At 60.7% G+C, this 21143-nt stretch carries 16 protein-coding genes; 10 read left to right on the top strand and 6 right to left on the bottom strand.

Annotated features, from left to right (window positions below; genetic code table 11):
* Positions 1-12: 12 nt before the first annotated feature.
* Positions 13-1686, bottom strand: coding sequence for an ABC transporter substrate-binding protein (locus NKI97_RS09555; protein WP_352743544.1), 1674 nt, complete (start codon positions 1684-1686; stop codon positions 13-15).
* A 299-nt stretch (positions 1687-1985) separates the two neighbouring features.
* On the opposite strand from NKI97_RS09555, the gene NKI97_RS09550 reads away from it, so the two are divergent.
* The 8 genes from NKI97_RS09550 (at position 1986) to NKI97_RS09515 (ending at position 12392) form a co-directional block, all read left to right on the top strand.
* Positions 1986-2711 (top strand): LuxR family transcriptional regulator, encoded by a 726-nt coding sequence (locus tag NKI97_RS09550; protein WP_352449669.1) that lies wholly within the window; start codon positions 1986-1988, stop codon positions 2709-2711.
* Between the two features lie 173 nt (positions 2712-2884).
* Positions 2885-3784 (top strand): proline iminopeptidase-family hydrolase, encoded by a 900-nt coding sequence (locus NKI97_RS09545; RefSeq protein ID WP_352449670.1) that lies wholly within the window; start codon positions 2885-2887, stop codon positions 3782-3784.
* A 486-nt stretch (positions 3785-4270) separates the two neighbouring features.
* Entirely contained in the window at positions 4271-4519 is a 249-nt protein-coding gene (locus tag NKI97_RS09540) for a hypothetical protein (protein WP_156937305.1), read from the top strand.
* Between the two features lie 253 nt (positions 4520-4772).
* A complete protein-coding gene (locus tag NKI97_RS09535) occupies positions 4773-7511 on the top strand; it encodes an AMP-binding protein (RefSeq protein ID WP_502904469.1) in 2739 nt (912 codons plus the stop codon).
* Positions 7508-8491: an NAD(+) synthase gene (nadE, locus tag NKI97_RS09530; RefSeq protein ID WP_352449782.1), complete on the top strand. Its 984-nt coding sequence runs from the start codon at positions 7508-7510 to the stop codon at positions 8489-8491. Before NKI97_RS09535 ends, nadE begins: the two co-directional genes overlap by 4 nt.
* A 3-nt stretch (positions 8492-8494) precedes the next feature.
* A complete protein-coding gene (asnB, locus tag NKI97_RS09525) occupies positions 8495-10516 on the top strand; it encodes an asparagine synthase (glutamine-hydrolyzing) (RefSeq protein ID WP_352449672.1) in 2022 nt (673 codons plus the stop codon).
* Positions 10513-12069, top strand: a complete 1557-nt coding sequence (locus NKI97_RS09520; protein WP_352833722.1) for a class I adenylate-forming enzyme family protein — start codon at positions 10513-10515, stop codon at positions 12067-12069. The genes asnB and NKI97_RS09520 overlap by 4 nt, the downstream gene beginning before the upstream one ends.
* Before the next feature lie 56 nt (positions 12070-12125).
* Complete coding sequence (locus NKI97_RS09515; RefSeq protein ID WP_023675628.1) at positions 12126-12392, top strand: acyl carrier protein; 267 nt, start codon at positions 12126-12128, stop codon at positions 12390-12392.
* Positions 12393-12493: 101 nt separating this feature from the next.
* On the opposite strand, the gene NKI97_RS09510 is transcribed toward NKI97_RS09515, so the two are convergent.
* A complete protein-coding gene (locus NKI97_RS09510) occupies positions 12494-13186 on the bottom strand; it encodes a N5-glutamine methyltransferase family protein (RefSeq protein WP_352449674.1) in 693 nt (230 codons plus the stop codon).
* A 407-nt stretch (positions 13187-13593) separates the two neighbouring features.
* Here NKI97_RS09510 and NKI97_RS09505 point away from each other — a divergent pair, with 407 nt between their 5' ends.
* Together NKI97_RS09505 and NKI97_RS09500 are read left to right on the top strand one after the other, a co-directional pair.
* Positions 13594-15345, top strand: a complete 1752-nt coding sequence (locus NKI97_RS09505) for a type I secretion system permease/ATPase (RefSeq protein WP_352449675.1) — start codon at positions 13594-13596, stop codon at positions 15343-15345.
* 242 nt (positions 15346-15587) lie between these two features.
* Positions 15588-16886, top strand: coding sequence for an HlyD family type I secretion periplasmic adaptor subunit (locus NKI97_RS09500; RefSeq protein WP_352449676.1), 1299 nt, complete (start codon positions 15588-15590; stop codon positions 16884-16886).
* Between the two features lie 24 nt (positions 16887-16910).
* Here the strand turns inward: NKI97_RS09500 and NKI97_RS09495 are convergent, their stop codons facing one another.
* From NKI97_RS09495 to NKI97_RS09480, 4 genes are all read right to left on the bottom strand, one after another.
* Positions 16911-18173 (bottom strand): polysaccharide biosynthesis/export family protein, encoded by a 1263-nt coding sequence (locus tag NKI97_RS09495; protein ID WP_352449677.1) that lies wholly within the window; start codon positions 18171-18173, stop codon positions 16911-16913.
* 81 nt (positions 18174-18254) lie between these two features.
* Positions 18255-19259: an SDR family NAD(P)-dependent oxidoreductase gene (locus NKI97_RS09490; RefSeq protein WP_023675622.1), complete on the bottom strand. Its 1005-nt coding sequence runs from the start codon at positions 19257-19259 to the stop codon at positions 18255-18257.
* A 74-nt stretch (positions 19260-19333) separates the two neighbouring features.
* Positions 19334-20008 carry a sugar transferase gene (locus NKI97_RS09485; RefSeq protein ID WP_023675621.1) on the bottom strand — a complete coding sequence of 225 codons (675 nt, stop codon included), beginning with the start codon at positions 20006-20008 and terminating at the stop codon, positions 19334-19336.
* Positions 20005-21141, bottom strand: a complete 1137-nt coding sequence (locus tag NKI97_RS09480) for a DegT/DnrJ/EryC1/StrS family aminotransferase (protein WP_023675620.1) — start codon at positions 21139-21141, stop codon at positions 20005-20007. Before NKI97_RS09480 ends, NKI97_RS09485 begins: the two co-directional genes overlap by 4 nt.
* Positions 21142-21143: the final 2 nt, after the last annotated feature.

The following is a 21143-nucleotide window of genomic DNA, read 5'->3' as shown; positions in this document are numbered from 1 at the left end:
GGCTCCGGTCGGCTATTCCACCCAGGACTGGCTGACAATCCAGTAGAATTGCGGGCTGAAGGTGAAGTTCTTCAGCCTGGAAGAGATCACATCGACGCGCTTTGGCGTGAACAGGACAGCGACCGGAGCCTTGTCCGTCACAGCCTTGTCGATGGCGGTCCAGAGTGTCGCGCCCTTGGCCGGATCGGCGATGGTGGCTGCCTCTGCCTCGTCCATCGATGCGTCGATCGACTTGTCGCAGAGCCCCGAAATATTGACCGAGGCGTCGGAGCCCGGCGTAAACGAGGCACAGCTGAACAAGACCTGCAGGAAATTCGATGGCGCCGGGTAATCCTGGAACCATTGCGAGATCGAAATCTGCACCTTGTTATTGGTGTTCTGGATATAGGTGAACTGTATGTTCTGCGAGATCGGCTTGACCGACGTCTTGTAGCCAAGCTGGTTGAGCACATCCTGCAGGTAGACGCCGATCGCCTTGGAGACCGTGGTGTCCTCGGTGATGATCGTCACCTCCTGACCTGCGGTTCCCGATTCAGCGACCAATTGCTTGGCCTTGTCCATATCCGCCGCCGACCACTTCTCACCTGGATTGGCGGTGAACGGGCAATAGGCTGCGAATGACGGGAAGCCCGGCGGCAGGATCTGACAGGCCGGCTGCGCCAGATTGCTGCCGCCGAAGAGCTTGACGATCGCGGCGCGGTCGATCGCGAAGTTCACGGCCTGGCGAACGCGGATGTCGTTGAACGGCGCCAGATTGGTGTTCATCGGCGCATACCACATTGCCGTCAGCGGATGAACGGTGACCTGCTTGGCATATTTGGTGCCGAGTTCGGCGAGACGGTCGGACGGCGGCGGGTCGAACATCCAGTCCGCCTGGCCGTTCTCGACAGCGGTCACCGCCGCCTCGTCGGTTAGGCCGAATTCGTAGTCGATCTCGTCCGGATATCCGGCCGGCTGCGCTTCCTTGCTCCATTCCTTGAAATGAGGGTTGCGCACAATCTTCATCAGCTTGTTGGGATCGTAGCTGGCGATCATGTAGGGTCCGGTGCCCGGAATCGGATCGGTGCCGGCGTCCTTCAGCGGCGCGCTCGCCGGCAGGATCGACGCATGCGGAACAGCCAGCTTCTGCAGGAACTCGGCATCCGGCTGGGCCAGGTTGAAGGTAATGTTTCCGGCCGCGTCGTCGACCGACAGGCCACCTTCGAGGGTACACGTCGCAGGCGTCTTCAAGCACGCATCCGCGCCGACGATGCCTTTGTAGAAGGTCCCGGCCGTCGGCCCGCTGGTCTTGAAGATGCGTTGGAACGAAGCCACCACGTCCTTCGTGGTGACATCCGTGCCATCCGCGAATTTGATGCCCTTGCGCAGCTTGAAGATGTAGGTCTTGCCGCCGTTCTCGACCTGCGGGAGGCTTTCCGCCAGGTCCGCGACGACTTCGAAGCCGGTCTTGTCCCCGGCCTTCTTGTAGGTCACCAGGCCATCGTATAGGACATAATTGATCTGGAAATACTGCAGCGTGTAGTTGATGTGCGGATCGGCGGTGCCTGCCGCGGCATTGGCCAGCAATCGGAGTGTGCCGCCTGGCTTGCCCTCGGTGGCCAAGGCACTGCTTGCCGGCGACATCATGGTCACGCCGAGCAGAGCCAGGCAGGGTATCAACGCTGCAAATGCTTTTTGGGGTCGCATATTTGTTCCCTCATGGAGGCGCGTCGGCTTTTGCCGCGCTGAACCCGGTCGATCGACCATTGCGCGGCTGAAACAGTCTGGGTTTGTGAACGGTGTCCGCTACTTGGCCCAATCGCAAAAGACTACGGCGAGCGAAGCCGGACGGGATAGCTATTAAGATAGATAGGGTCGGACAGGCTTATCCCCGCCTATTTGTTGAGCAGCCGGCCGACATGGCTATTTGACAAGCAATCATCAGCGGGTAAGCTTGCCCGATGCAAAGCCTTCCAGGCGATCTAGAGAGCCGGTTCCAAACCGGAATGAGCATCGACGCTGCCATGGCGGTGGCAACGGAGGTGCTGGAGCCCATCGGTTTCACCGCATTCATCTACGACTATACGCCCGTGCCGGTCAGTCACAAGGGCGAGCTTATCACGCCCTCGTTGATGGCTCTGCGCAACGTGCCGCGCGACATGCAGGATCTCTGGTGCAAGGGCGGATATTATCAGCTTGACCCGGTGCAGGAGGCCGCGCTCACCGTATCGAGACCGTTTCTCTGGTCGCACAGCGGCGTTCAGAGCACCGTCATGCAGCGCGTGCTCCAGTCCAAGCACGATCCTGTGGTCAGCTATTTGCTTGACACCAGGATGACCTGCGGCGTCACCGTACCCATTCGCCTTGCCGGCGGCGATCTCGCCACCTTCACCGCGATCCGTGCCGATCCGGAGGCCGGGTTCGAGCTCGAAGCCAGACCCTTGATCGCCGCGATCGGAGATCTGGGTCATCTGCTGCATGACTCCGCCTACGCCGGTTTCGACGCCGGAATCCGCACCTGCCAACATGTCCATCTGACGTCGCGCGAACGTCAGTGCCTGCGCCTGGCCGCTGCCGGACTGACGGCCAAGCAGGTCGCGCGTGAGATTGGCCGCGCGGTGCCTACCGCAACGCTGCACCTCAACGCGGCGACGCGAAAGCTTGGCGCGCGCAACCGCTTCCATGCCATCGCGCTCGCCGCCCATTACCGGCTGCTCGAACCGGAGCATTGAGGCTCGCGACCTGCGGGCGATCGGCCTTGCCTCGGGCAAACCTATAACCGGCGAACCTATAAATAGTGCTAGCTGTAAGTGCGCCGAGCCGCTTAGTACCGTCGGCCGCAAACAAGGCTTGGGAGGGGTGCACCAAAGTGGCTCCTGCCGCGCCATGATGCGGAGCTTGGACTGTGACGGCACATGCGATCACCGAAGGATTTAGCGACTACAAGGGCTATCGCACCTGGTACCGTGTGACCGGGGACCTCGGGTCGGGCAAGCTGCCCCTGGTCGTCGCTCATGGTGGACCGGGCTGCACCCACGACTATGTGGACTCATTCAAGGAGCTTGCCGGAACCGGGCGAGCCGTCATCCACTACGATCAGATCGGCAACGGCAAATCGACCCATCTGCCGGACAAGGGCGGCGACTTCTGGACCGTCGATTTCTTCCTGGGCGAACTCGATGCGTTGCTCGCCCATCTCAGCATTGCCGGCCATTATGCCCTGCTCGGCCAGTCCTGGGGCGGCATACTCTCGGCCGAGCACGCCGTGCGCCGCCCTGAGGGGCTCAAGGCATTGATCCTGGCCAATTCGCTGGCCTCGATGGCGCTGTGGGTGGAAGGAGCCCGGCAATTGCGCGCCGAGTTGCCGGCCGATGTGCAAAGTGCGCTCGACCGGCACGAAGCGGCGGGAACCACCGATCACCCCGAATATGTTGCGGCGACGAAGGCTTTCTACGACCGTCATGTCTGTCGCGTCGTTCCGATGCCGCCAGAGGTCGCCCGGACATTTGCGGCAATCGAGGAAGATCCGACCGTCTATCACACCATGAACGGTCCCAATGAGTTCCACGTCATCGGCACGATGCGGAACTGGACCATCGTCGACCGCCTGCATCGGATCGAGGCGCCGACCCTGGTTTTCCGCGGCTTCTACGACGAAGCGACCGAGGCCTGCGTCCAGCCCTTTCTGGATCTTATCCCGTACGTTGAAGGCCTGGTCTTCCCGAATTCCAGCCACATGCCGCATGTGGAGGAAAAGCACGACTGCCTCAGCGCCGTCGGGCGCTTCCTGGCCAAATACGATTGACGTTCCAGCACCAGGCCTTCTGTTCCAACGGATCGTCGACACGACGCAGTCGTCGTGAGGCAGGTTCAGAAAACCTCGAACCGTCCCATTTCTCCGCCGACGCACATTGCTATGCCTCGGTGATGGCGACGCCACGCTATGTGGATGTCCCGCAAAGGCCTGCAGGGTCGTCCTATGAGGCCAAATCACGGGCAGAATGCCAGATCACGGACAGCATAAAGGAGCCCATTCGAGCGCCTTTTCCATTGCCCGCGGAGGCGGAGGCCTAACGTTGCGGCGCAGATTGGCATGTCGCCGGCATGGCCGCAATTAGCCTGCCTCCCCCTGAACTGGCATCCCGTCGCTGAAAAACCTGACGGATACGGAGGACCAAGTTGCCTTTGGGTACGGAAAGTATCGGACCCAAAGTTTCGCCAAGCAGTTGCAACCGAATTCATTAGCCGGCGTTAAAGTGCGGGTGATCTAGCGGGGCATGGGGAGGCTTTCATGCAGACGTATCTCGTCGAGCGTATGGACGGCGACGATGTTATCTCGGTGCGCGTTGTCAACGCGCCGAGTCCGTTCAGAGCCGCAGCTATGATGACGGGCGGGCGTATTACCTTCCGAACGTGGGAAAAGGATTGGATCCGCGTGACCGACGAAAATCGGGGACAGATCTATGCCTATTGTTTCGTCCCCGGCAGCTATTCCGACACCGAAGCATCGCCGGTATCGTCCGGAAGAACCACCGAATAGGCAATATGCCTGAATAGCGGCAATTCCATCTTCGACCCCACCTTGGTCTTCGAGCCCGCCTTGGCATGTGTCCGTGTCATGCGCACCACAACAGCCAGCGAGCCCGGCATGATTGGCTCGGCCGGCGGCTTGCGAAACAGGCGAAGTGACTAACCAAGCGTCCTTGAGGGAAGATCAGGGCATCATCAGAATGATCGATGAAAAGATTGGGGCGGGGGGCGATAAGTGACCCTAATCTTAGCGTAGGCAACTCATGTCTTCGGCATATTTGGGATCAGAAGTCGCGGATCAGGATCTAGCGGTGGATTGTCAGACAACGACCTCCGATAATTGGTCAAGTGTCCCACAATACGCACTGGATCAGGGTGGTCCCGTACTGCGCCCATTTCAAAGATTGGGCGTCGATTTTACCAACATTGCGGCCTTCGATCACCTGAGAAATGTCGTCCGCCAGTACCCCGACAAGCTTGCAATCAGCGACGGCGCCAATCGTCTGACCTATTCCCAGCTCCTCCGGTCAGTCGAGACGCTGTCCCACCAGATCGCGGCGGCCGTCCCAGACGGACAGGCGATAGGGATTCTTCAGGCCAACTCGGCCTGGTATCCCATTGCCATGCTGGCAAGCATGACGGCTGGGCGGCCTTCGGTGCCACTCAACGCGCGAGATCCTAGCTCGCGTATCCTTGAAATCGTGGCCGGGGCGCGGCTCTCAGCTGTCCTGGGCGAGGGCAATGTCCGACCCGATGGTTTGCCTCACCTGGTCAGTTGGATCGATGTGTCGACCAGTGCGGCCTCGCAGGCTGGGCAAGTGCCTCGTTCTTATTCCGTCTCGGTCGATGCGCCCGCCATCGTGCTTTATACGTCAGGGAGTACGGGCCGGCCCAAAGGCATCGTTAACAGCCAGCGCAGCTTGCTGTGCCGGGTCCAGCAATATGTCGATGCGTGCCACATCAACTCGGATGATGTTTTCTTGCCATTGACCGGACCCGCCACAATCGCCGGGTGCCGGGAGATTCTTGCTGCTCTTCTCACCGGCGCCACCTTGCATCTGGTCGAAGTCGAAGCGGTCGGCTTGCGCGCCGTTCAACGCCTGGTGCGATCCGAAGACGTGACAATCACCTATCTGGTGCCGGCACTGCTTCGCGCGCTTATGGCAGACGGACCTGCAGAAGCGTTCCATTCACTCAGAGTCGCCCGGATCGGTGGCGAGAAGGTGCCCTGGACCGACATCGCCCTGCTGCGCAAGGCCGTCTCCGATACGTGCCTTATCCAGATCGGTTACTCGTCAACCGAGACCACCGGCTCGCAATGGTTCCTGCCGCGAGACTGGCCAGAGCATGGAGATTCGGTTCCAGTTGGCTGGCTGCTGCCTGGAATCACCTTCGCAATTATCGACGAAGCGGGCCGCCGCGTTCAACCGGGCCGCAGCGGAGAGCTTCTGATCAGGAGCCCGTATGTCTTGCTTGGCCATTGGGAGGACGGGGCGGTTGTGCCGGCAACATCAGACCCGCACGATCCAGGCCTTCGGATTTTCGCGACAGGTGACCTCGTTCGACTTGATGATCAAGGCCTACTGCACATCGTCGGTCGCAAGGGGCGCCAGGTAAAAATCAACGGTCGACGCGTCGAGCCAGCCGAACTCGAACGGGTGCTGCGTTGTGCACCCTCTGTCGCGGATGCCGTGGCAATCGTGACGGCCGCGAATGAGCTTGTCGCCTTTGCTGTTCCTCGGCGCTCGGCCGAAGCGACCTTTTCGGACGAGCTTCGCCAGCTTGTCAGGACCAATCTGCCGCCGCCGCTGCGTCCCTTGCGGTTGCACACGATCGCCGAGATTCCGCGTCTGCCGAGCGGCAAAGTCGACATCACGACACTTGCAGAGATGGATCTTTCAGCCAGAGAGACAGCGGCGACCGCGCGTCCGCTCGAGCCGCGAGGCAAGCTGACCGCGCAGCAGGTTGTCCAGCGGGCATGGACCAGCATTCTCAATACGCGCGTGGCGGCAGGACGCTGGGATGACGCGGGAGGAGATTCGCTGAAGCTGCTGCACTGCGTCATGGAAATCGAAAGCGCCATCGGGCAGGAACTCGGCCTTGAGGCCTTCACCGTCGGGATGAGCCTGGAGGAAATGGTCAAGGCGGTCGTGTCCGCCCAGGCAGGCGATCAAAGCGCGCGCGCCCAGAAGCACGACCCTCCCATTCTTTTTCTGTTCCCGGGGTCCGTCGGCTATGGCCCGAGCCTTGCGGCCTTTGCAGCAGCGATGGGCAAGGTGACCCGCGTTGCCCCGATCAGGTATCCGGCCCTGGCTATGATACTGCGCGGACAAGACAGCCTCGCCGATATGGCCGACGCCGCCGTCGACCAGATCCGCCGCGCCCAACCCTCGGGCCATGTACGACTTCTCGGCCATTCGCTCGGCGGCGCTGTTGCCTTCGAAGTTGCGGCGCGGCTGCTGGCAGCGGGGCGAACCGTAAAGTTCCTCGGCATCCTCGACACCAGCCTCGTCGGGGAGCGAAGCGCCCGCTGGGAGACGTTTACGCGCACATTCAATCGAATTCGAACCAACCGCGTGTCCGCTTACCGGATGGCTTGCCGCGCCCTCGCGAAAGTCGCCGTGGCAATGAAGCGCGAGGCACAACTGGTCCAGTTTCTCGACCGCTTCGCTCAAGGACAGTTCAACGCGACGAGCTTTAGAACCAAACTGGAACTGCAAGAGGTTTTGCGCGCGCAAGCCTTCTTCCAGTGGGTGGCCGAGCCAAAGCCGGCGCTGCCGATCACAGGCACCCTGTTCCGCTGTGCTCGACCCGGAATGCCTCTGGCAATCGGCTGGGATAGCGTCTTCGCCCATCTGGACGTGATTCCGATCGTCGGCAGCCACATCGATCTGGTTGTAGAGCCTCACCTCGCCACCAATCGTCCCCTTATCGAGAAAGCGGTGGCGAAAACCTATTCGCCAATCGAGTCTCGCAAACTGGAGTACAAGCCATCGACCTGATCTCAACATTCGGCAAAGACGCGCTGGTGCTCGACGCTGGCGCGGAAGTCGATCGCATCGTCCAGATCTTGCGCCAGCAGGTCTTCGGCACGCTGCGACGTCGAGGGGTGGTTGTCGGCCTCTCAGGTGGCATCGACAGCTCCGTCGTCGCGGCGTTGTGTGTTCGCGCCTTTGGGAAAGGCAAGGTCCTCGGGATATTCATGCCGGAGCGCCATTCCTCTGGCGACTCACTGAGGCTCGGCCGCATTGTCGCCGCACACCTTGGTATCGAAACGATCCTGGAGGATATAACGCCGGCCCTGGAAGCGATCGGCGCCTATAGACGGCAGACCGAAGCAATCCAGACCGTCGTTCCCGAATATGGGGACGGCTGGAAATGCAAGCTGGTGCTCGCCTCGGTTCTCGAGAGCAACGGTCTCAACATAACGCGCCTCACGGTTCAGGACCCCGAGGGCAGGACCGACACGGTGCGCCTGCCGTCGGCAGCCTATCTGCAGATCGTCGCTGCAACCAACTACAAGCAGCGCCTGCGCAAGATGACCGAATACTACCATGCCGACCGCCTCAACTACGCGGTAGCGGGCACGCCGAACCGCCTGGAGTACGACCAGGGCTTCTTCGTCAAGCAGGGCGACGGAATTGCCGACCTGATGCCAATCGTCCACCTCTACAAGACCCAGGTCTACCAGTTGGCCGAATATCTTGGGGTGGAGGAAGAGGTCCGGCGCAGACCGCCCACCACAGACACCTTCTCGATGGCGCAGAGTCAGGAGGAGTTCTACTTCGCGCTTCCTTATTATCTGATGGATCTGTGCCTCTACGGCTTGAACCATGGGATCGCCGACGAAGACGTCGCTGAGGCAACCGGCCTCACCGTGATGCAGGTCCAGAAGGTTTTCAAGGATATCGACAGCAAGCGGCGCGCCGCACGTTATCTTCACGCGCGGCCGTTGGTGTCCTCTTCAATGGGCGAGGGCTAGGCGATGTGCGGCATCGCCGGAATTGTGTCGCTGAGCGCCGCAGCGGCGCCCCCTTCCCGGGATGCGCTGATACGCATGGCGGGCGCGCTGGCGCATCGCGGCCCGGACGAGCGCGGCCTTTACCGGGACAGACGTGCAGGATTGGCGCATGCCCGCCTGTCCGTCATCGATCTCGCAAGCGGCCAGCAGCCACTCGCCGGCGCGGGCGACACAATGTGGATCGTCTTCAACGGCGAAATCTTCAATTACGTCGAGCTGCGACAAGATCTGGTCGCGCTCGGTTATCGCTTCCGCACACGCAGCGACACCGAGGTCATCGTCCATGCCTATCATGCCTGGGGCGAGGCCGCCTTCGAGCGAATGAATGGGCAGTGGGCCGCCGCCATCTGGGACTCCGTGGCAGGTCGTCTCGTCTTGTCTCGGGATCGGTTCGGCATCTGCCCGCTGCACTTTTGCGAGCATGGCGGGCGGCTTTACTTCGCCAGCGAGGTGAAGGCCATTTTCGCGGCCGATGCGGATATACCCCGCGCCTTCGATCCAGCCGGCATCGATCAGACTTTCACACTCTGGACTGTCGCGCCGCCACAAGGCGTGTTTGGAGGAGTAAGCGAACTCACGCCGGGGCATGTCCGCATTTATGACAGCGGCGTCGTCCGGGAGCGGGCTTTTTGGAAGCCTGACTATCCAGAGGTTGACGGACCCGGCGATGATGAATTCACCGGCTCGCTTGATGACGCGGTGGAGGAAGTGCGCAGCGCCCTGGAAGCCGCGACGGCGCTCAGGATAGTACGCGCCGACGTGCCGGTCGGCTGCTATTTGTCCGGCGGGCTCGACAGCTCGCTGGTCGCCACGCTGGGGAGACGCTTCGCGGGCGAGCGCTTCCAGACTTTCTCGCTGCGTTTTGCCGACGCCGAGTATGATGAGACGCATTTCCAGCGCCTGGTTGCCGGCGTGGCCGGCAGTGACCATCATGAGGTGGTTGTTTCGCGCAGCGATATCGCTGGCATCTTCCCTGAGGTGACCTACCACACCGAGCGGCCAATCCTCAGGACCGCGCCGGCGCCGCTGTTCCTGCTCTCGAGACTGGTGCGCCAGCACGGCATCAAGGTCGTGCTGACCGGCGAAGGGGCCGACGAAATGTTCGCCGGCTACGATTTGTTCCGCGAGGGCAAGGTCCGCCGCTTCTGGGGACGCCAGCCCGCCTCGACGCGACGCTCGCGGCTGCTGGAGCGCCTCTATCCCTATCTCAGCCGCTCGCCGGTGCAGCAGCAGGCGATGGCACGCCAGTTCTTCGGTCGCGACATCCACGCCTGTGACGCGCCTGGTTTTGCGCATGGCACGCGCTGGCGTACCACAAGCGCCATCAAGCGGCTGTTTTCGGCAGACATGCGCGCTCAAACGGAGCGCCGCAACGCCGTGTCCGAGCTGCTTGCCCGCCTGCCGCCGGAGTTTTCGCGATGGGGCTCTCTTGCGCAGGACCAGTACATAGAGATTCAGACGCTGATGTCGGGATACCTGCTTTCCTCACAAGGGGACAGGATGCTGATGGCTCATTCCGTCGAGGGGCGCTTCCCGTTCCTCGATCATGAACTCGTGAGACTCGCGAATTCGCTTCCGGCCGCCTACAAGCTGCGCGTGCTCGATGAAAAGCATGTGCTGAAGCGCGTGGCGCAGCCGATCGTGCCGTCGGAAATCGTCACCCGCAAGAAGCAGCCTTACCGGGCCCCCAACGCGCTCTGCTTTGTCGCAGATGGCGCTCCGGCCTACATTCGCGAAGCACTTTCGGAGGCGGCGCTGCGCGAAGCGAACGTCTTCGATCCCAAGTCGGTTACCCGGCTCCTGAGCAAGTGCCAGGCCAGCGCCGGCGACGGCGACCTGTCCAACTCCGACAATATGGCGCTGGTCGGGGTGCTGTCGACGCAGCTTCTTCATCGGCAATTTATCGCGAGCCGTCCAAGTGGGGCTCGCACGCTCAAGCTCAGCATCGATATCGACCGCGAACACCGCGCAGAGGTGCTCGCATGATACATGGCGCCGTACCGCTCCTGCACGACTTTCTCACCCACTCTGCCAGCCGGCTCGGCGAGAAGGTGGCCCTGGTGTGCGGCAATCAACGTGTCACCTATGGCGATCTCGATATGCGTTCGAACGCCATAGCGCACCATTTGACCGATGCCGGAATTGCGCGTGGCGATCGCGTGGTGGTCTTCGCCGACAACACTGTCGAGGCCGTCGTTGCGTTCTGGGCGGTGCTCAAGGCCAACGCCGTGGTGTGCATCGTCAATCCGCTCACCAAAAGCGACAAGCTTGATTATCTGCTCAACGATTGCCGCCCGACGGCACTGATCACCGACAAACACCTGCACTCGATTTTCAGGGAGCCGGCGCGGAATTGCCCATCGTTGCGCCGCATGATCGTCTCCGGGCCGATCGAACCCAGCGACCTGCAAGAATTGCCGCATGCTGTGCGCTGGGACGCCGCGGTCGCGGCAGCCCGCAGCATGCCGCCCGCGCGCCGCTGCATCGACATCGATCTCGCTGCGATCATTTATACGTCCGGCTCGACGGGCGAGCCCAAGGGCGTGATGCTGACGCATCGAAACATGATCGCCGCGTGCGCCTCGATTTCCTCATACCTGGCGCTTGCCGAAGACGAGGTGATCCTCAATGTCCTGCCGCTCGCCTTCGACTACGGTCTTTACCAGATGATCATGGCATTCGGCGCGGGCGCCCGGCTGGTGCTTGAGCGCTCGTTCGCCTTCCCGGCGCAGATCCTTGGGCTGATCAAGCAAGAAAGGGTGACGGGTTTTCCCGGCGTACCGACCATCTTCGCCGCACTCGGGGAGCTCAGGTCTCTCAGGGATCAGGATTTTTCGAGTATTCGCTACGTCACGAACACTGCGGCCGCCCTGCCGCTCAAGCACATTCTCCTGCTGCAGGAGCTGTTTTCTGGCGCCCGCATCTATTCGATGTACGGCCTTACCGAATGCAAGCGCTGCACCTACCTGCCGCCGGAGGATCTGGAGCGAAAGCCGTCGAGCGTCGGGATCGCCATCCCCAATACGGAAATGTGGATTGTCGACGAGCATGACAGGCGGGTCGGCCCCGGCGTCGTTGGTCAGCTCGTCATCCGCGGAGCGACGGTGATGAAGGGCTATTGGGGCAAGCCGGAGGCGACAGCCAGGAAGCTCAAGCCCGGCCCGCTGCCGGGTGAGCAGGTCCTATACACCGGCGACTACTGCCGGATGGACGCCGAGGGCTACCTCTACTTCGTCGGTCGCGGCGACGAGATCATAAAATCGCGCGGAGAGAAGATAGCGCCGAAGGAAGTGGAAAACGTGTTGATGAACATTGCGGGCGTGCGGGAAGCCGCGGTCATCGGCGTTCCGGACGAGCTGCTCGGGCAAGCAGTGAAGGCATTTGTCGTAATGGAGCAGGGAAGCATGATCGGTGAAAAACAGTTGCAGAAAGAGTGCCAGAGACGGCTGGAAAACTTCATGGTTCCGAAGTCCATCGTCATCGTACCCAGTCTGCCGATGACCGACACGGGCAAGCTCAAAAAAACGGCCCTGTCATGAGTCGGTACCAGGGCGAAGTTGATCAGCATTCATCTTTTGTACCGGAGGCGAAATCAATGTTATCTACCAAGGATAGAACCGATACCTGCAGCGAACAAATTCGCGCTTTCCTGGCTTCGAATTTCTATATAGCCGATCCCGAGAGCCTGGAGAGCGACACCTCGCTCCTCGACCAGGGCATCGTGGACTCGACGGGTGTGCTCGAGGTTATCGGCTTCATCGAGGAGACCTTCGGCATCACGGTCGAAGACAGCGAGCTGCTGCCGGAGAATCTCGATTCCATCGAGGGAATTGCGCAATACGTCATGCGCAAGAGAAACTGACGCAAGAGAAACTGATTCCCGAAATCTCGCGCAACTCTGTTTTCAACTTCCCGGCCGTTTCTTAGCCGCGACAGCGCGTCTACCTGCCGCGGCTGCGATGCTTACGCCTGCGCCCTCGTATGTCCCACAACCACCCTGCCCTCACCGGCCTGGTTGGTGACTGCCCGGATACTCTCATAGGCCTTGGAACGCTCGAGCAAACTCATGACCTGCCGGTCCTGGCCAAGCCCCACCTCGAAAAGCAGGATGCCTCCGCGCCGCAAATAGCGCGGCGCCTCCTTGAGCACCCGCATGTGGATGCTCAGGCCGTAGGGGCCGGCTGCGAATGCTTCACGCGGCTCGAGCTCGACCAGATGCGAACGGTCGCCCTCGAGCCGTTTTTCCGAAATGTAGGGCGGGTTGCAAACGATCACGTCGATCGTGCCGTCGAGCTCCAACCCTGAGAAGGCGCTGAACAAGTCGCCCTGAAGCACCGTTACCCGGTCCTCGATTTCAAGATGGGTGACGTTGCGGCGCGCGACCTCCACGCATCCGTCGGTAAGATCGCTTGCCCACACGCGCGCGGTGGGAGCGTGGTGCGCGATGGCGCACGCCAGATTGCCCGCCCCACAGCACATGTCGACAACGCGAGGCACCGGCAGGTTCAGTTGGCTCAGGACATCGAGAGCGGCCTTGCCAAGCAGTTCCGTTTCCGGCCGAGGAACAAGCGCACCGGGCGAGACCAGCAACTGCAATCCCATGAAGGTGCTGCGCCCCCTGCCGTAGGCATCGGCAACATTGATCTCTTCGCTCACGACACTCGCCTCCCCGATTTAGCCGGCGTTGGTGGCCGACAACTGCGTACCGATGAAGTGTATCTCAAAACCGTTTAACTCTCGATCGACAAAATCAAAACCGATCCCTCCCCAGACGCTTTGAAGCCTTGATGCTACAAAGATGACCATAAGCTTCTGCGCCGTGTCATGATTAGGAATATCTCCTTACTCGACCCGGTTATCCCCAGCCTAGCGAGCCGGTTGCCGAATTCTCAGCCTGGCGTCACGATTTTGCTACATTTTAATCAAAGAAGGCACGTATGTAAGCAATTCGTAATGTTTCCAGCAGCGGGGCGGGGCTGCTGCTTCCCGGAAGGTTAAAGTTTGTCCCTCATCGAAAGAATCGACGAGATTGCGCGGCAATTTCGCGTCAACGAGCGCACATCATGAAGTCGACCAAAGGGCGCTCGCTCGATCTCCGCTCCGCAATGTTCGGCTGTGTGCACGGCCTCGTCGGCGTAGGCGTTTTCTCGGCATTGATAAATATCCTCGCCTTGACCGGCTCCGTCTACATGCTCCAGGTCTATGACCGCGTGCTGCCTTCGCAGAGCGTGCCGACTCTTGTCGGATTTACAGTCGGGATGCTGGGACTTTACGCGGCCTATGGGCTTCTCGATTTTGTGAGGCTTCGCCTGTTGGTCCGCATCGGCAGCCGCCTGCATAGAAATCTGCAGCAAAAAGCGTTCGCAGCCTCGCTTTCCCTGCCCCTCGTCGCCGGGCCGGATGCGAACCGGGTACACCCGCTTCGTGATCTGGACCAGCTACGTGGCTTTCTTTCCGGGCTCGGGCCGACAGTCTTATTCGACGCTCCCTGGATACCATTTTATATGGTGGTCATCTATCTGCTGCACCCCGCGCTTGGCGTGCTGGCAACGCTCGGCGCATGTGCCGTTGTGTTTTTGACGGTGGTTGCCGAGATCATCGGCCGCAAACCTGCGGCTCGTGCATCTGAGACACTCGTAGCGCAGCGGCTTCTGGCCGACTCCGGCCGCCGCAACGCAGAGGTTGTTCAGGCGATGGGCCTTTCCGCCCCGCTTAGCCGGCGCTGGAACGAGGTCAGTCATCTTTATCTGAAGAACCAGGAACGGCTCTCCGACGTCGTCGGCGCAGCAAGCTCACTGTCGAAGACGCTCCGAATGGCCCTGCAATCATGTGTGCTAGGGCTTGGTGCCTACCTTGTGATCGGCGGCGAGGCCTCGCCTGGCGTGATCATTGCATCGTCCATATTGCTGGGCCGCTCGCTGGCGCCGGTCGATGTGGCGATCGCAAACTGGAGAGGGTTTCTGGCAACCCGCAAAAGCTATACCGAGCTGTCGGCAGCCCTGGATGCTTTTGATAGCCAGCAAGAGCCAATGGAACTGCCCGGCCCGAAGGCTGAGCTTGCGGTCGAGGAATTGACCGTCGCGCCACCAAGCCTGCAGAAGCCCACCATCTTCAATGTAAGCTTCCACTTGGCGAGAGGCGCAGGGTTGGCGGTCGTCGGCCCGAGCGGCTCCGGCAAGACCACGCTCGTGCGCGCTTTGGTCGGGGCATGGAAGCCGCTTCGTGGCACGGTAAGACTGGACGGCGCCTCGCTCGATCAGTGGAATTCAGAACTGCTCGGCATTCATATTGGCTACCTTCCGCAGGACGTTGAGCTGTTCGACGGGACGATCGCCGACAACATTTCGAGGTTCGGCGGCAAGCGCGACGCAAAAGGCGTGCTGGCAGCTGCCAAGGCTGCGGGCGTGGACAAGATGATCATGCGTCTTCCGCAGGGTTTTCAAACACGCATCGGAGAAGGCGGCGCGGCCCTTTCGGCTGGGCAGAGGCAGCTCGTCGGGCTTGCCAGGGCACTTTACGGCGATCCATTCCTCGTCGTTCTTGACGAACCAAATTCCAATCTGGATGCAGACGGTGATGCTGCTTTGGCCGGCGCAATCCTGGCAGTGCGTCAGCGCGGCGGTATCGTGATCGTCGTTGCGCATCGCCCCTCCGCTCTCGTCAACATCGATCAGGTACTCGTCCTGTCGAACGGGATGCTCCATTCGTTCGGCTCGCGCGAAGACGTTCTGGCAAATGTGATCCGGCCCTTCCCGCGCCCGGACAAGACAAACATTGTCGTTCCGCTGCAGCACGGTGCAAGCGGGCATGCGTGAGGTATTGCTTAGTGTCTAACGTGACCATGTCGTCATATGCTGCGGTTGGCGGCGAAGGCCAGCCGACCGGGGAGAAGCCGGAGCCGGATGGGATTCGAGCCAATCTACCCTGGGATACTCTGGTCCGGAGCCTAGCAGCACATTGTCGTTCCGCCGCACAAAGGTGCAGCCGGGCATATGCGAGGTATCGCTCTGCTGTTGCCGTGTCGTCATACGTCGCAGCCGATGGCGAAAGCCGTTCGTTGGAGACGAAGCCAGAGCCGGATGGCATCCGGGCCAATCTGCTCTTGGGCCTGGCAACCAGCTTGCTGTTGATCTTTGGCGGAGGGCTCTGGTTGGGATTGACCAAGATTGCCGGCGCGGTGATTGCGCCCGCAACCGTGGTGGTCGAAAGCAACATTAAAAAGGTCCAGCATCAAACCGGCGGCACCATCGGCGGAATCTTCGCGCAGGACGGCGATCATGTGAAGGCCGGCGATGTGTTGGTCAGGCTGGACAACACATTGACCCGAGCAAACCTGCAGATAATCACCGAGGACCTCAATCGCGCCACCATTCGTCTGGCCCGACTGGAGGCCGAGCGCCAGGGTCTGCCGGAAATGCAGATCCCGCCCGACCTTCGCGCTCAAATGGGCGACCCGCAAGTGGTGGCACTTGTCAGTGGCGAGCGTGCCTTGTTTGAAAGCCGTGCTGCGGCGCTGGCTGGCCAGAAGGCACAATTACAAAGCCGCGCGAAGCAGCTGGAACGTCAGATCGATGGCCTCAAATCGCAGCAGTCTGCAACGGACGAGTCTCTGGATCTGCTGACCAAGAACCTTGCGGATGTCGAATCTCTCTACGCAAAGAAGTTGGTGTCCAAGGAGAGGTTGAGCAATGTCAGCCTGGACAAGACCCGGGCTCGCGGCGAATCGGGACGCCTTGTCGCAGCGATAGCAGAGGTACAAGCTCACATCAGTGAAACGGACCTGCAGGTGCTTCAGCTCGACGAACAAATGCGGAGCGACGTGACCAACGAACTTCGCGAAACGGAAGCCAAGCAGACCGAGCTCAGTGAGCGCAAGGTGGTGGCCGAAGACGAACTCAGCAGGACAGACATTCGTGCCCCGCAATCGGGCACAGTACAAGAATCCTCGGTCCATACCGTAGGAGGCGTGATTGGCGCAGGAGAGGTGCTCATGATGATTGTGCCCGATTCCGACAACCTTGTCGTCGACGCTTCCATTCCTCCGTCGCGTATCGATGAGATTCATCCCGGACAGCAGGTGTCGATCCGCTTTCCAGCGTTCGACGCCGGCACCACACCTGCTTGCGAAGGCTCGGTCAAGCGCGTCTCAGCGGATCTGATCAAGGATCAGCAACGCCAGCTTTCCTTTTTTTCGGCGCGCATCGACGTCGAGAATGAAGCGACGTGCCTGACAGGAGAGAAAATACTCAAACCGGGGATGCCCGCCGAAGTCCACATAAGAACCGACGAGCGCAGTGTCTGGTCCTACTTGATGAAGCCCCTTACCGACCAGTTTTCCAGGGCCTTCAGGCAGTAAAGCGGTTGCGAAACGCGGCCCGATCTATCGGGTCGCCGCATTTTCGAGAGCGCTGCTGAATCTGACCTCGATCGTGTCTCCCGGCATGACCTCGGTGTCTTCTTGGGCAAGCTGTTTTCGCCATTCTTCGCCGACCTTGCGAATGATCGTGACCTCGGCCTGGACCTTCTCGCCGGCAACCGGCAACGGCAGTGCGGCAGCTCCCGTGGGCTGCAACTTTTGGCTGGCGGCGCGAAGCCTTGCGCTGACGTCGGCAAGGCGCACGTTGGTATCCTTCAACTCGATCAGCAGACCCATCCGCCTTTGGTTGTCATTGCGTTCGTGCTGTCTGGCAAAATCGTCCTGCTGACGTCGTGCTCTCATAAGCTCAACCGACGTTTCGAGTGCCCGGCTGGAAGAGAGAACCAAAGCGCGCCGAACGTCGGCGAGCCGGTTGTTGGTGAGATTTCCGGACTCAAACGCTTTCCTTACGCGCGCCAGATCGTCTTCGTCCGCCTTCACCCCATCCGCTTCGGCCTGCTCGCGTTTGAGCAAGGTCTCGGTTTGTGCGGCGGCATCCTTGCCGCTTTTATCCAGAAAGCCCTGCTCTTGCTGGAAGTTGTCCAACGAGAGCTTCAGCCCTTCCGCTTCAGCCTGCGCGATCGCCGACGCAAAACTTGCCGGCAAGGGAGATCCTTGTGGTGGCTGCATGTCGAAAGTCGGTTTGTCCTGAAGTTCGGCGCGGATGCGGGCGCTATGAAAATAATCTCTCGTATATTCCCCCCAAAGCGACTCGTAATCGCGCCGCAGATCCACCGGATCTGGGCCAACCTGGTTTGCCCGGGACCGCAAAAGGCTGAAACCGCCTGACACGGCAATCGCCTGCCGCACGGTCATCAGCGGGCGGTAGGCCTGCTGTCCGGGAGTGAGCACGTCGCCGGTCACATAGATCGGCCTGTACTCCGCAACCACGGCGGTCACGTCTGTCGGCTTGATGACGATCATTTGCTCCCGCCCATCAGGCAGACGCTGGTGGAATATCTTGGTCGGCAAGATCGTCTGCATGCGCGTTTGCAGTTCAGCCGGAGTTAAGCCGCCCACCGAAACCATACCGACTTCGGGAAGCGCGATCGTGCCGTCCATCTGGACCACCGCACGTTGCGTTCGCTCCGGGATGGAGGCAATTCCAATCTCGACGGTGTCGCCGGCAGAAAGTCGATAGGCGACCCGCGGTTCCGCTGCAGCAGCCATATCCATGGCAGCCAGCATGCCGAGCACGACAATAAGGATTCGATCAACGAGGACCATGGGCGACAATCTCCTTCTGGCTCGAATCCGGCGATACCGCGGCCGCAATCAACAGCGGAGCCAATCCTCCCGGGCGAAAGCTCATGTCATGTAACCCATTTCGTGTCGCACCCGGCCTTCGCTGAGGCGCCCTTGCCACCATCCGATGGTCCGCTCCAAGCCTTCGCGCAGGCTGGTCTGGGCACGCCATCCAGTCTTGCTTTCGAGGAGCGAAGAATCGGCCAGCAAGGCACGCACCTCGGAATTCTGCGGCCGCAGGCGGCGCTCGTCGCGGTGGATTGGTTTCTTGCAGCCACTCAACTCGATCACCAGATCCAATATGTCCGAGATCGTCACAGCGCGCTGGCTACCGGCATTGTAGGCATGGCCAAATTCGAGCTCGGCGGAACCTGCGGTCAAAAACGCCGCCGCGGTGTCTTCCACGAAAGTAAGATCGCGGATCGGGCTTGTGTCTCCCACCATGATCGCGGGGCATTTTTTGTCGAGAGCCTGGCGTATAATGGTCGGTACGATGGCCCGCTCACTCTGGCGCGGGCCGTACGTATTGAAGGGCCGCATGATGACCACGGGGATGTCGAACGATCTGGCGTAGGACTCCGCCATCATGTCCGCGCCGATCTTGGATGCCGAATATGGTGACTGTCCCTGCAACGGGTGGGATTCGCTGATAGGCATTGTCAGCGCGGTGCCGTAAACCTCGCTTGTCGAAGTGTGCACTACACGCTCCGTCTCCCATTGGCGCGCCGCTTCGAGAACGTTGACCGTGCCCAGGATGTTGGTCTCCACATAGGACTGGGCAGCGGCATACGAATACGGGATAGCTATCAGTGCGGCGAGATGAAACACGACCGCCTGGCCACGCACGATCCGGTTAAGGAACGCGCTGTCGCGGACATCGCCGCGGACGAGATTCAACTGGCGTCGTATGGTGTCAGGCAAATCGTCCAGCCAGCCGTGGCTGTCGAAGGAATTGTAGAGTGCCAGCGCGGTGACGTCGGCGCCGCTGCGGACGAGTGCTTCGGTGAGATGAGAACCGATGAACCCGTCGGCACCCGTAACCAGAACTTTCCTGCCCTTGTATGCCATGACCCAAGCGTTCCCCCTATGACGTGAGGCACTGACTTTGCAAATCCACGAGAGCGCGGATGTCCCCCCTGCTCTCAAGGTCCAATCGGCGGCGGCGAAACCACGCCAAGCACCGCCAGCAAGCCGCGCACCATCCACACAACATCGGAGCCGATCGTGCGCTGCGGATAATAGGAAAGGTCGAGCCTGGCTTTGGCAGGAAACAGAACCTGGCGATAGAACAGTAGCGGGTCCACCGATCGCGGATAGAAACGGGCTTCATGCCGGAAGAGAACCTGGGCTGGACCCAGCAAGCCTGGCTTGTATTGTAAAACGTCTTCGAAGCCCCCGCGAAAACAATCGGCGAAGGCAAGGCTCTCCGGGCGTGGCCCGATGATTGCCATCTCGCCTCTGAAGACGTTCCAAAGCTGTGGCAGTTCGTCGAACTTGGTGACGGCGAGGAACCGTCCTATTGGCGTCATGCGGCTGTCATCGGCCATGGTCAGAGCCAAGCCACCGGGGTCGCATTGCACGCTGAACTTGCGGAACTTGTACATGCGGAATGGGCGAGCACCGGCCCCGACGCGGGTCTGTGTGAAGAAGATGGGCCGCCCGCCTTCCAGCAGCAGCGCCACGGCAATCAGCAGCATCAGCGGGGCGAAGACGATCGCCGCGGCTGCAGCAATGACGAGATCGATTGCTCGTCTCGCAGACCCATGGGCGGCGCTCGAGACGTTAGACCGGTGAATGGCTAGGTCCAGGGCATTCATGCGGCTGTTCCTGTCTGAGCGCAATTATTGACCGCCGCGGCAAGAGCGACGACTACCGATTCGACCAATGGCGCGGTGATCTGCGGATGCAGCGGTACAGTCAGTTCGCGCTGCGCGAAATCTTCAGTGCGCGGTAAGTGAGTACCGGGAATGAGCTCACGATAGAGCGTCATCTGGTGCACCGGCGGGTAGTGGATAGTGGTTTGTATCCCTTGCCCGCGCAGTGCGTCGATGACGTCTTGCCTGTCGGCGTAACGTGGCAAAAGGATAGGCATGATGTGGTAGGCCGACGTCCGCGGCTCGTGGAACGGGATGGTCACGGCCGGGCAATGCTTCGCTATGAGACGGCGATACAGCATGACCAGGATACGCCTGATCTCATTCCACTCCTGCAGATTTTGCAGCTGGACCAGTCCGATCGCAGCCCGCAATTCATCCATGCGATAGTTGAATCCGAGCATGGTGACATCATACTGAGGGGTGCGGCTGTTCAGCCTTTGACGTGTCCCGGTGGTCATCCCATGTCCACGCGCCTGGCGGATTGTCTCGAGCAGACCGGCATCCCTGGCGATCACAGCCCCGCCTTCCGCCGTGGTCATGTTCTTGTTGCCGTAGAAGCTGAAGGCGGCTGCGGCACCAAATGTCCCCACCTCCTTCAAGCCCGGCGCATGCGCCGCGTCCTCGACGATGTGCAGCCCCCGGGCACGGGCGAGCCTCTGCCATTGTTCCCGATCGGCGAGGTAGCCGGCGAAATGAACGAGAATGATTGCCTTGGTGCGGGCCGTGCATTTCGCTTCGGCTTCCACGATCGACATCAGCGGCACGTCGGCTGATTCGATGTCGACGAAAACCGGCGTCGCACCGACATAGAGGACCGCATTTGCGGTCGCCACGAACGTCAAGGATGGCACCAGCACCTCGTCGCCCGGTCCGATGCCAAGTGCGTGCAAAATGAGATGAAGCGCTGCGGTGCAAGAACTGACCGCGACGCAATCCTCCGCATCATGAACGTCGGCAAAAGCTTGTTCGAAGGCTCGTACCTGCTCCCCCATGGTCAGCCAGCCGCTGTCGATGACCTTGGTCAAAGCAGTCTTCTCCGGCACACCCAAGATCGGGGCACTGACCAAGAGCATCA

This window comes from Mesorhizobium sp. M0296 (genome assembly GCF_040321675.1).
Classification (GTDB): Bacteria; Pseudomonadota; Alphaproteobacteria; order Rhizobiales; family Rhizobiaceae; genus Mesorhizobium.
The sequence above is the reverse complement of the archived record's forward strand: the minus strand, read 5'-3'. Positions and strand labels throughout refer to the sequence as shown.

Bases quoted from the DNA above. Each gene is read 5' to 3' on its own strand.
- NKI97_RS09480 (WP_023675620.1), bottom strand. From the start codon at position 21,141: ATGCTCTTGGTCAGTGCCCCGATCTTGGGTGTGCCGGAGAAGACTGCT.
- NKI97_RS09555 (WP_352743544.1), bottom strand. From the start codon at position 1,686: ATGCGACCCCAAAAAGCATTTGCAGCGTTGATACCCTGCCTGGCTCTG.
- asnB (WP_352449672.1), top strand. From the start codon at position 8,495: ATGTGCGGCATCGCCGGAATTGTGTCGCTGAGCGCCGCAGCGGCGCCC.
- NKI97_RS09535 (WP_502904469.1), top strand. From the start codon at position 4,773: ATGTCTTCGGCATATTTGGGATCAGAAGTCGCGGATCAGGATCTAGCG.
- NKI97_RS09485 (WP_023675621.1), bottom strand. From the start codon at position 20,008: ATGAATGCCCTGGACCTAGCCATTCACCGGTCTAACGTCTCGAGCGCC.
- NKI97_RS09490 (WP_023675622.1), bottom strand. From the start codon at position 19,259: ATGGCATACAAGGGCAGGAAAGTTCTGGTTACGGGTGCCGACGGGTTC.
- NKI97_RS09495 (WP_352449677.1), bottom strand. From the start codon at position 18,173: ATGGTCCTCGTTGATCGAATCCTTATTGTCGTGCTCGGCATGCTGGCT.
- NKI97_RS09540 (WP_156937305.1), top strand. From the start codon at position 4,271: ATGCAGACGTATCTCGTCGAGCGTATGGACGGCGACGATGTTATCTCG.
- NKI97_RS09550 (WP_352449669.1), top strand. From the start codon at position 1,986: ATGAGCATCGACGCTGCCATGGCGGTGGCAACGGAGGTGCTGGAGCCC.
- NKI97_RS09515 (WP_023675628.1), top strand. From the start codon at position 12,126: ATGTTATCTACCAAGGATAGAACCGATACCTGCAGCGAACAAATTCGC.
- NKI97_RS09505 (WP_352449675.1), top strand. From the start codon at position 13,594: ATGAAGTCGACCAAAGGGCGCTCGCTCGATCTCCGCTCCGCAATGTTC.
- NKI97_RS09520 (WP_352833722.1), top strand. From the start codon at position 10,513: ATGATACATGGCGCCGTACCGCTCCTGCACGACTTTCTCACCCACTCT.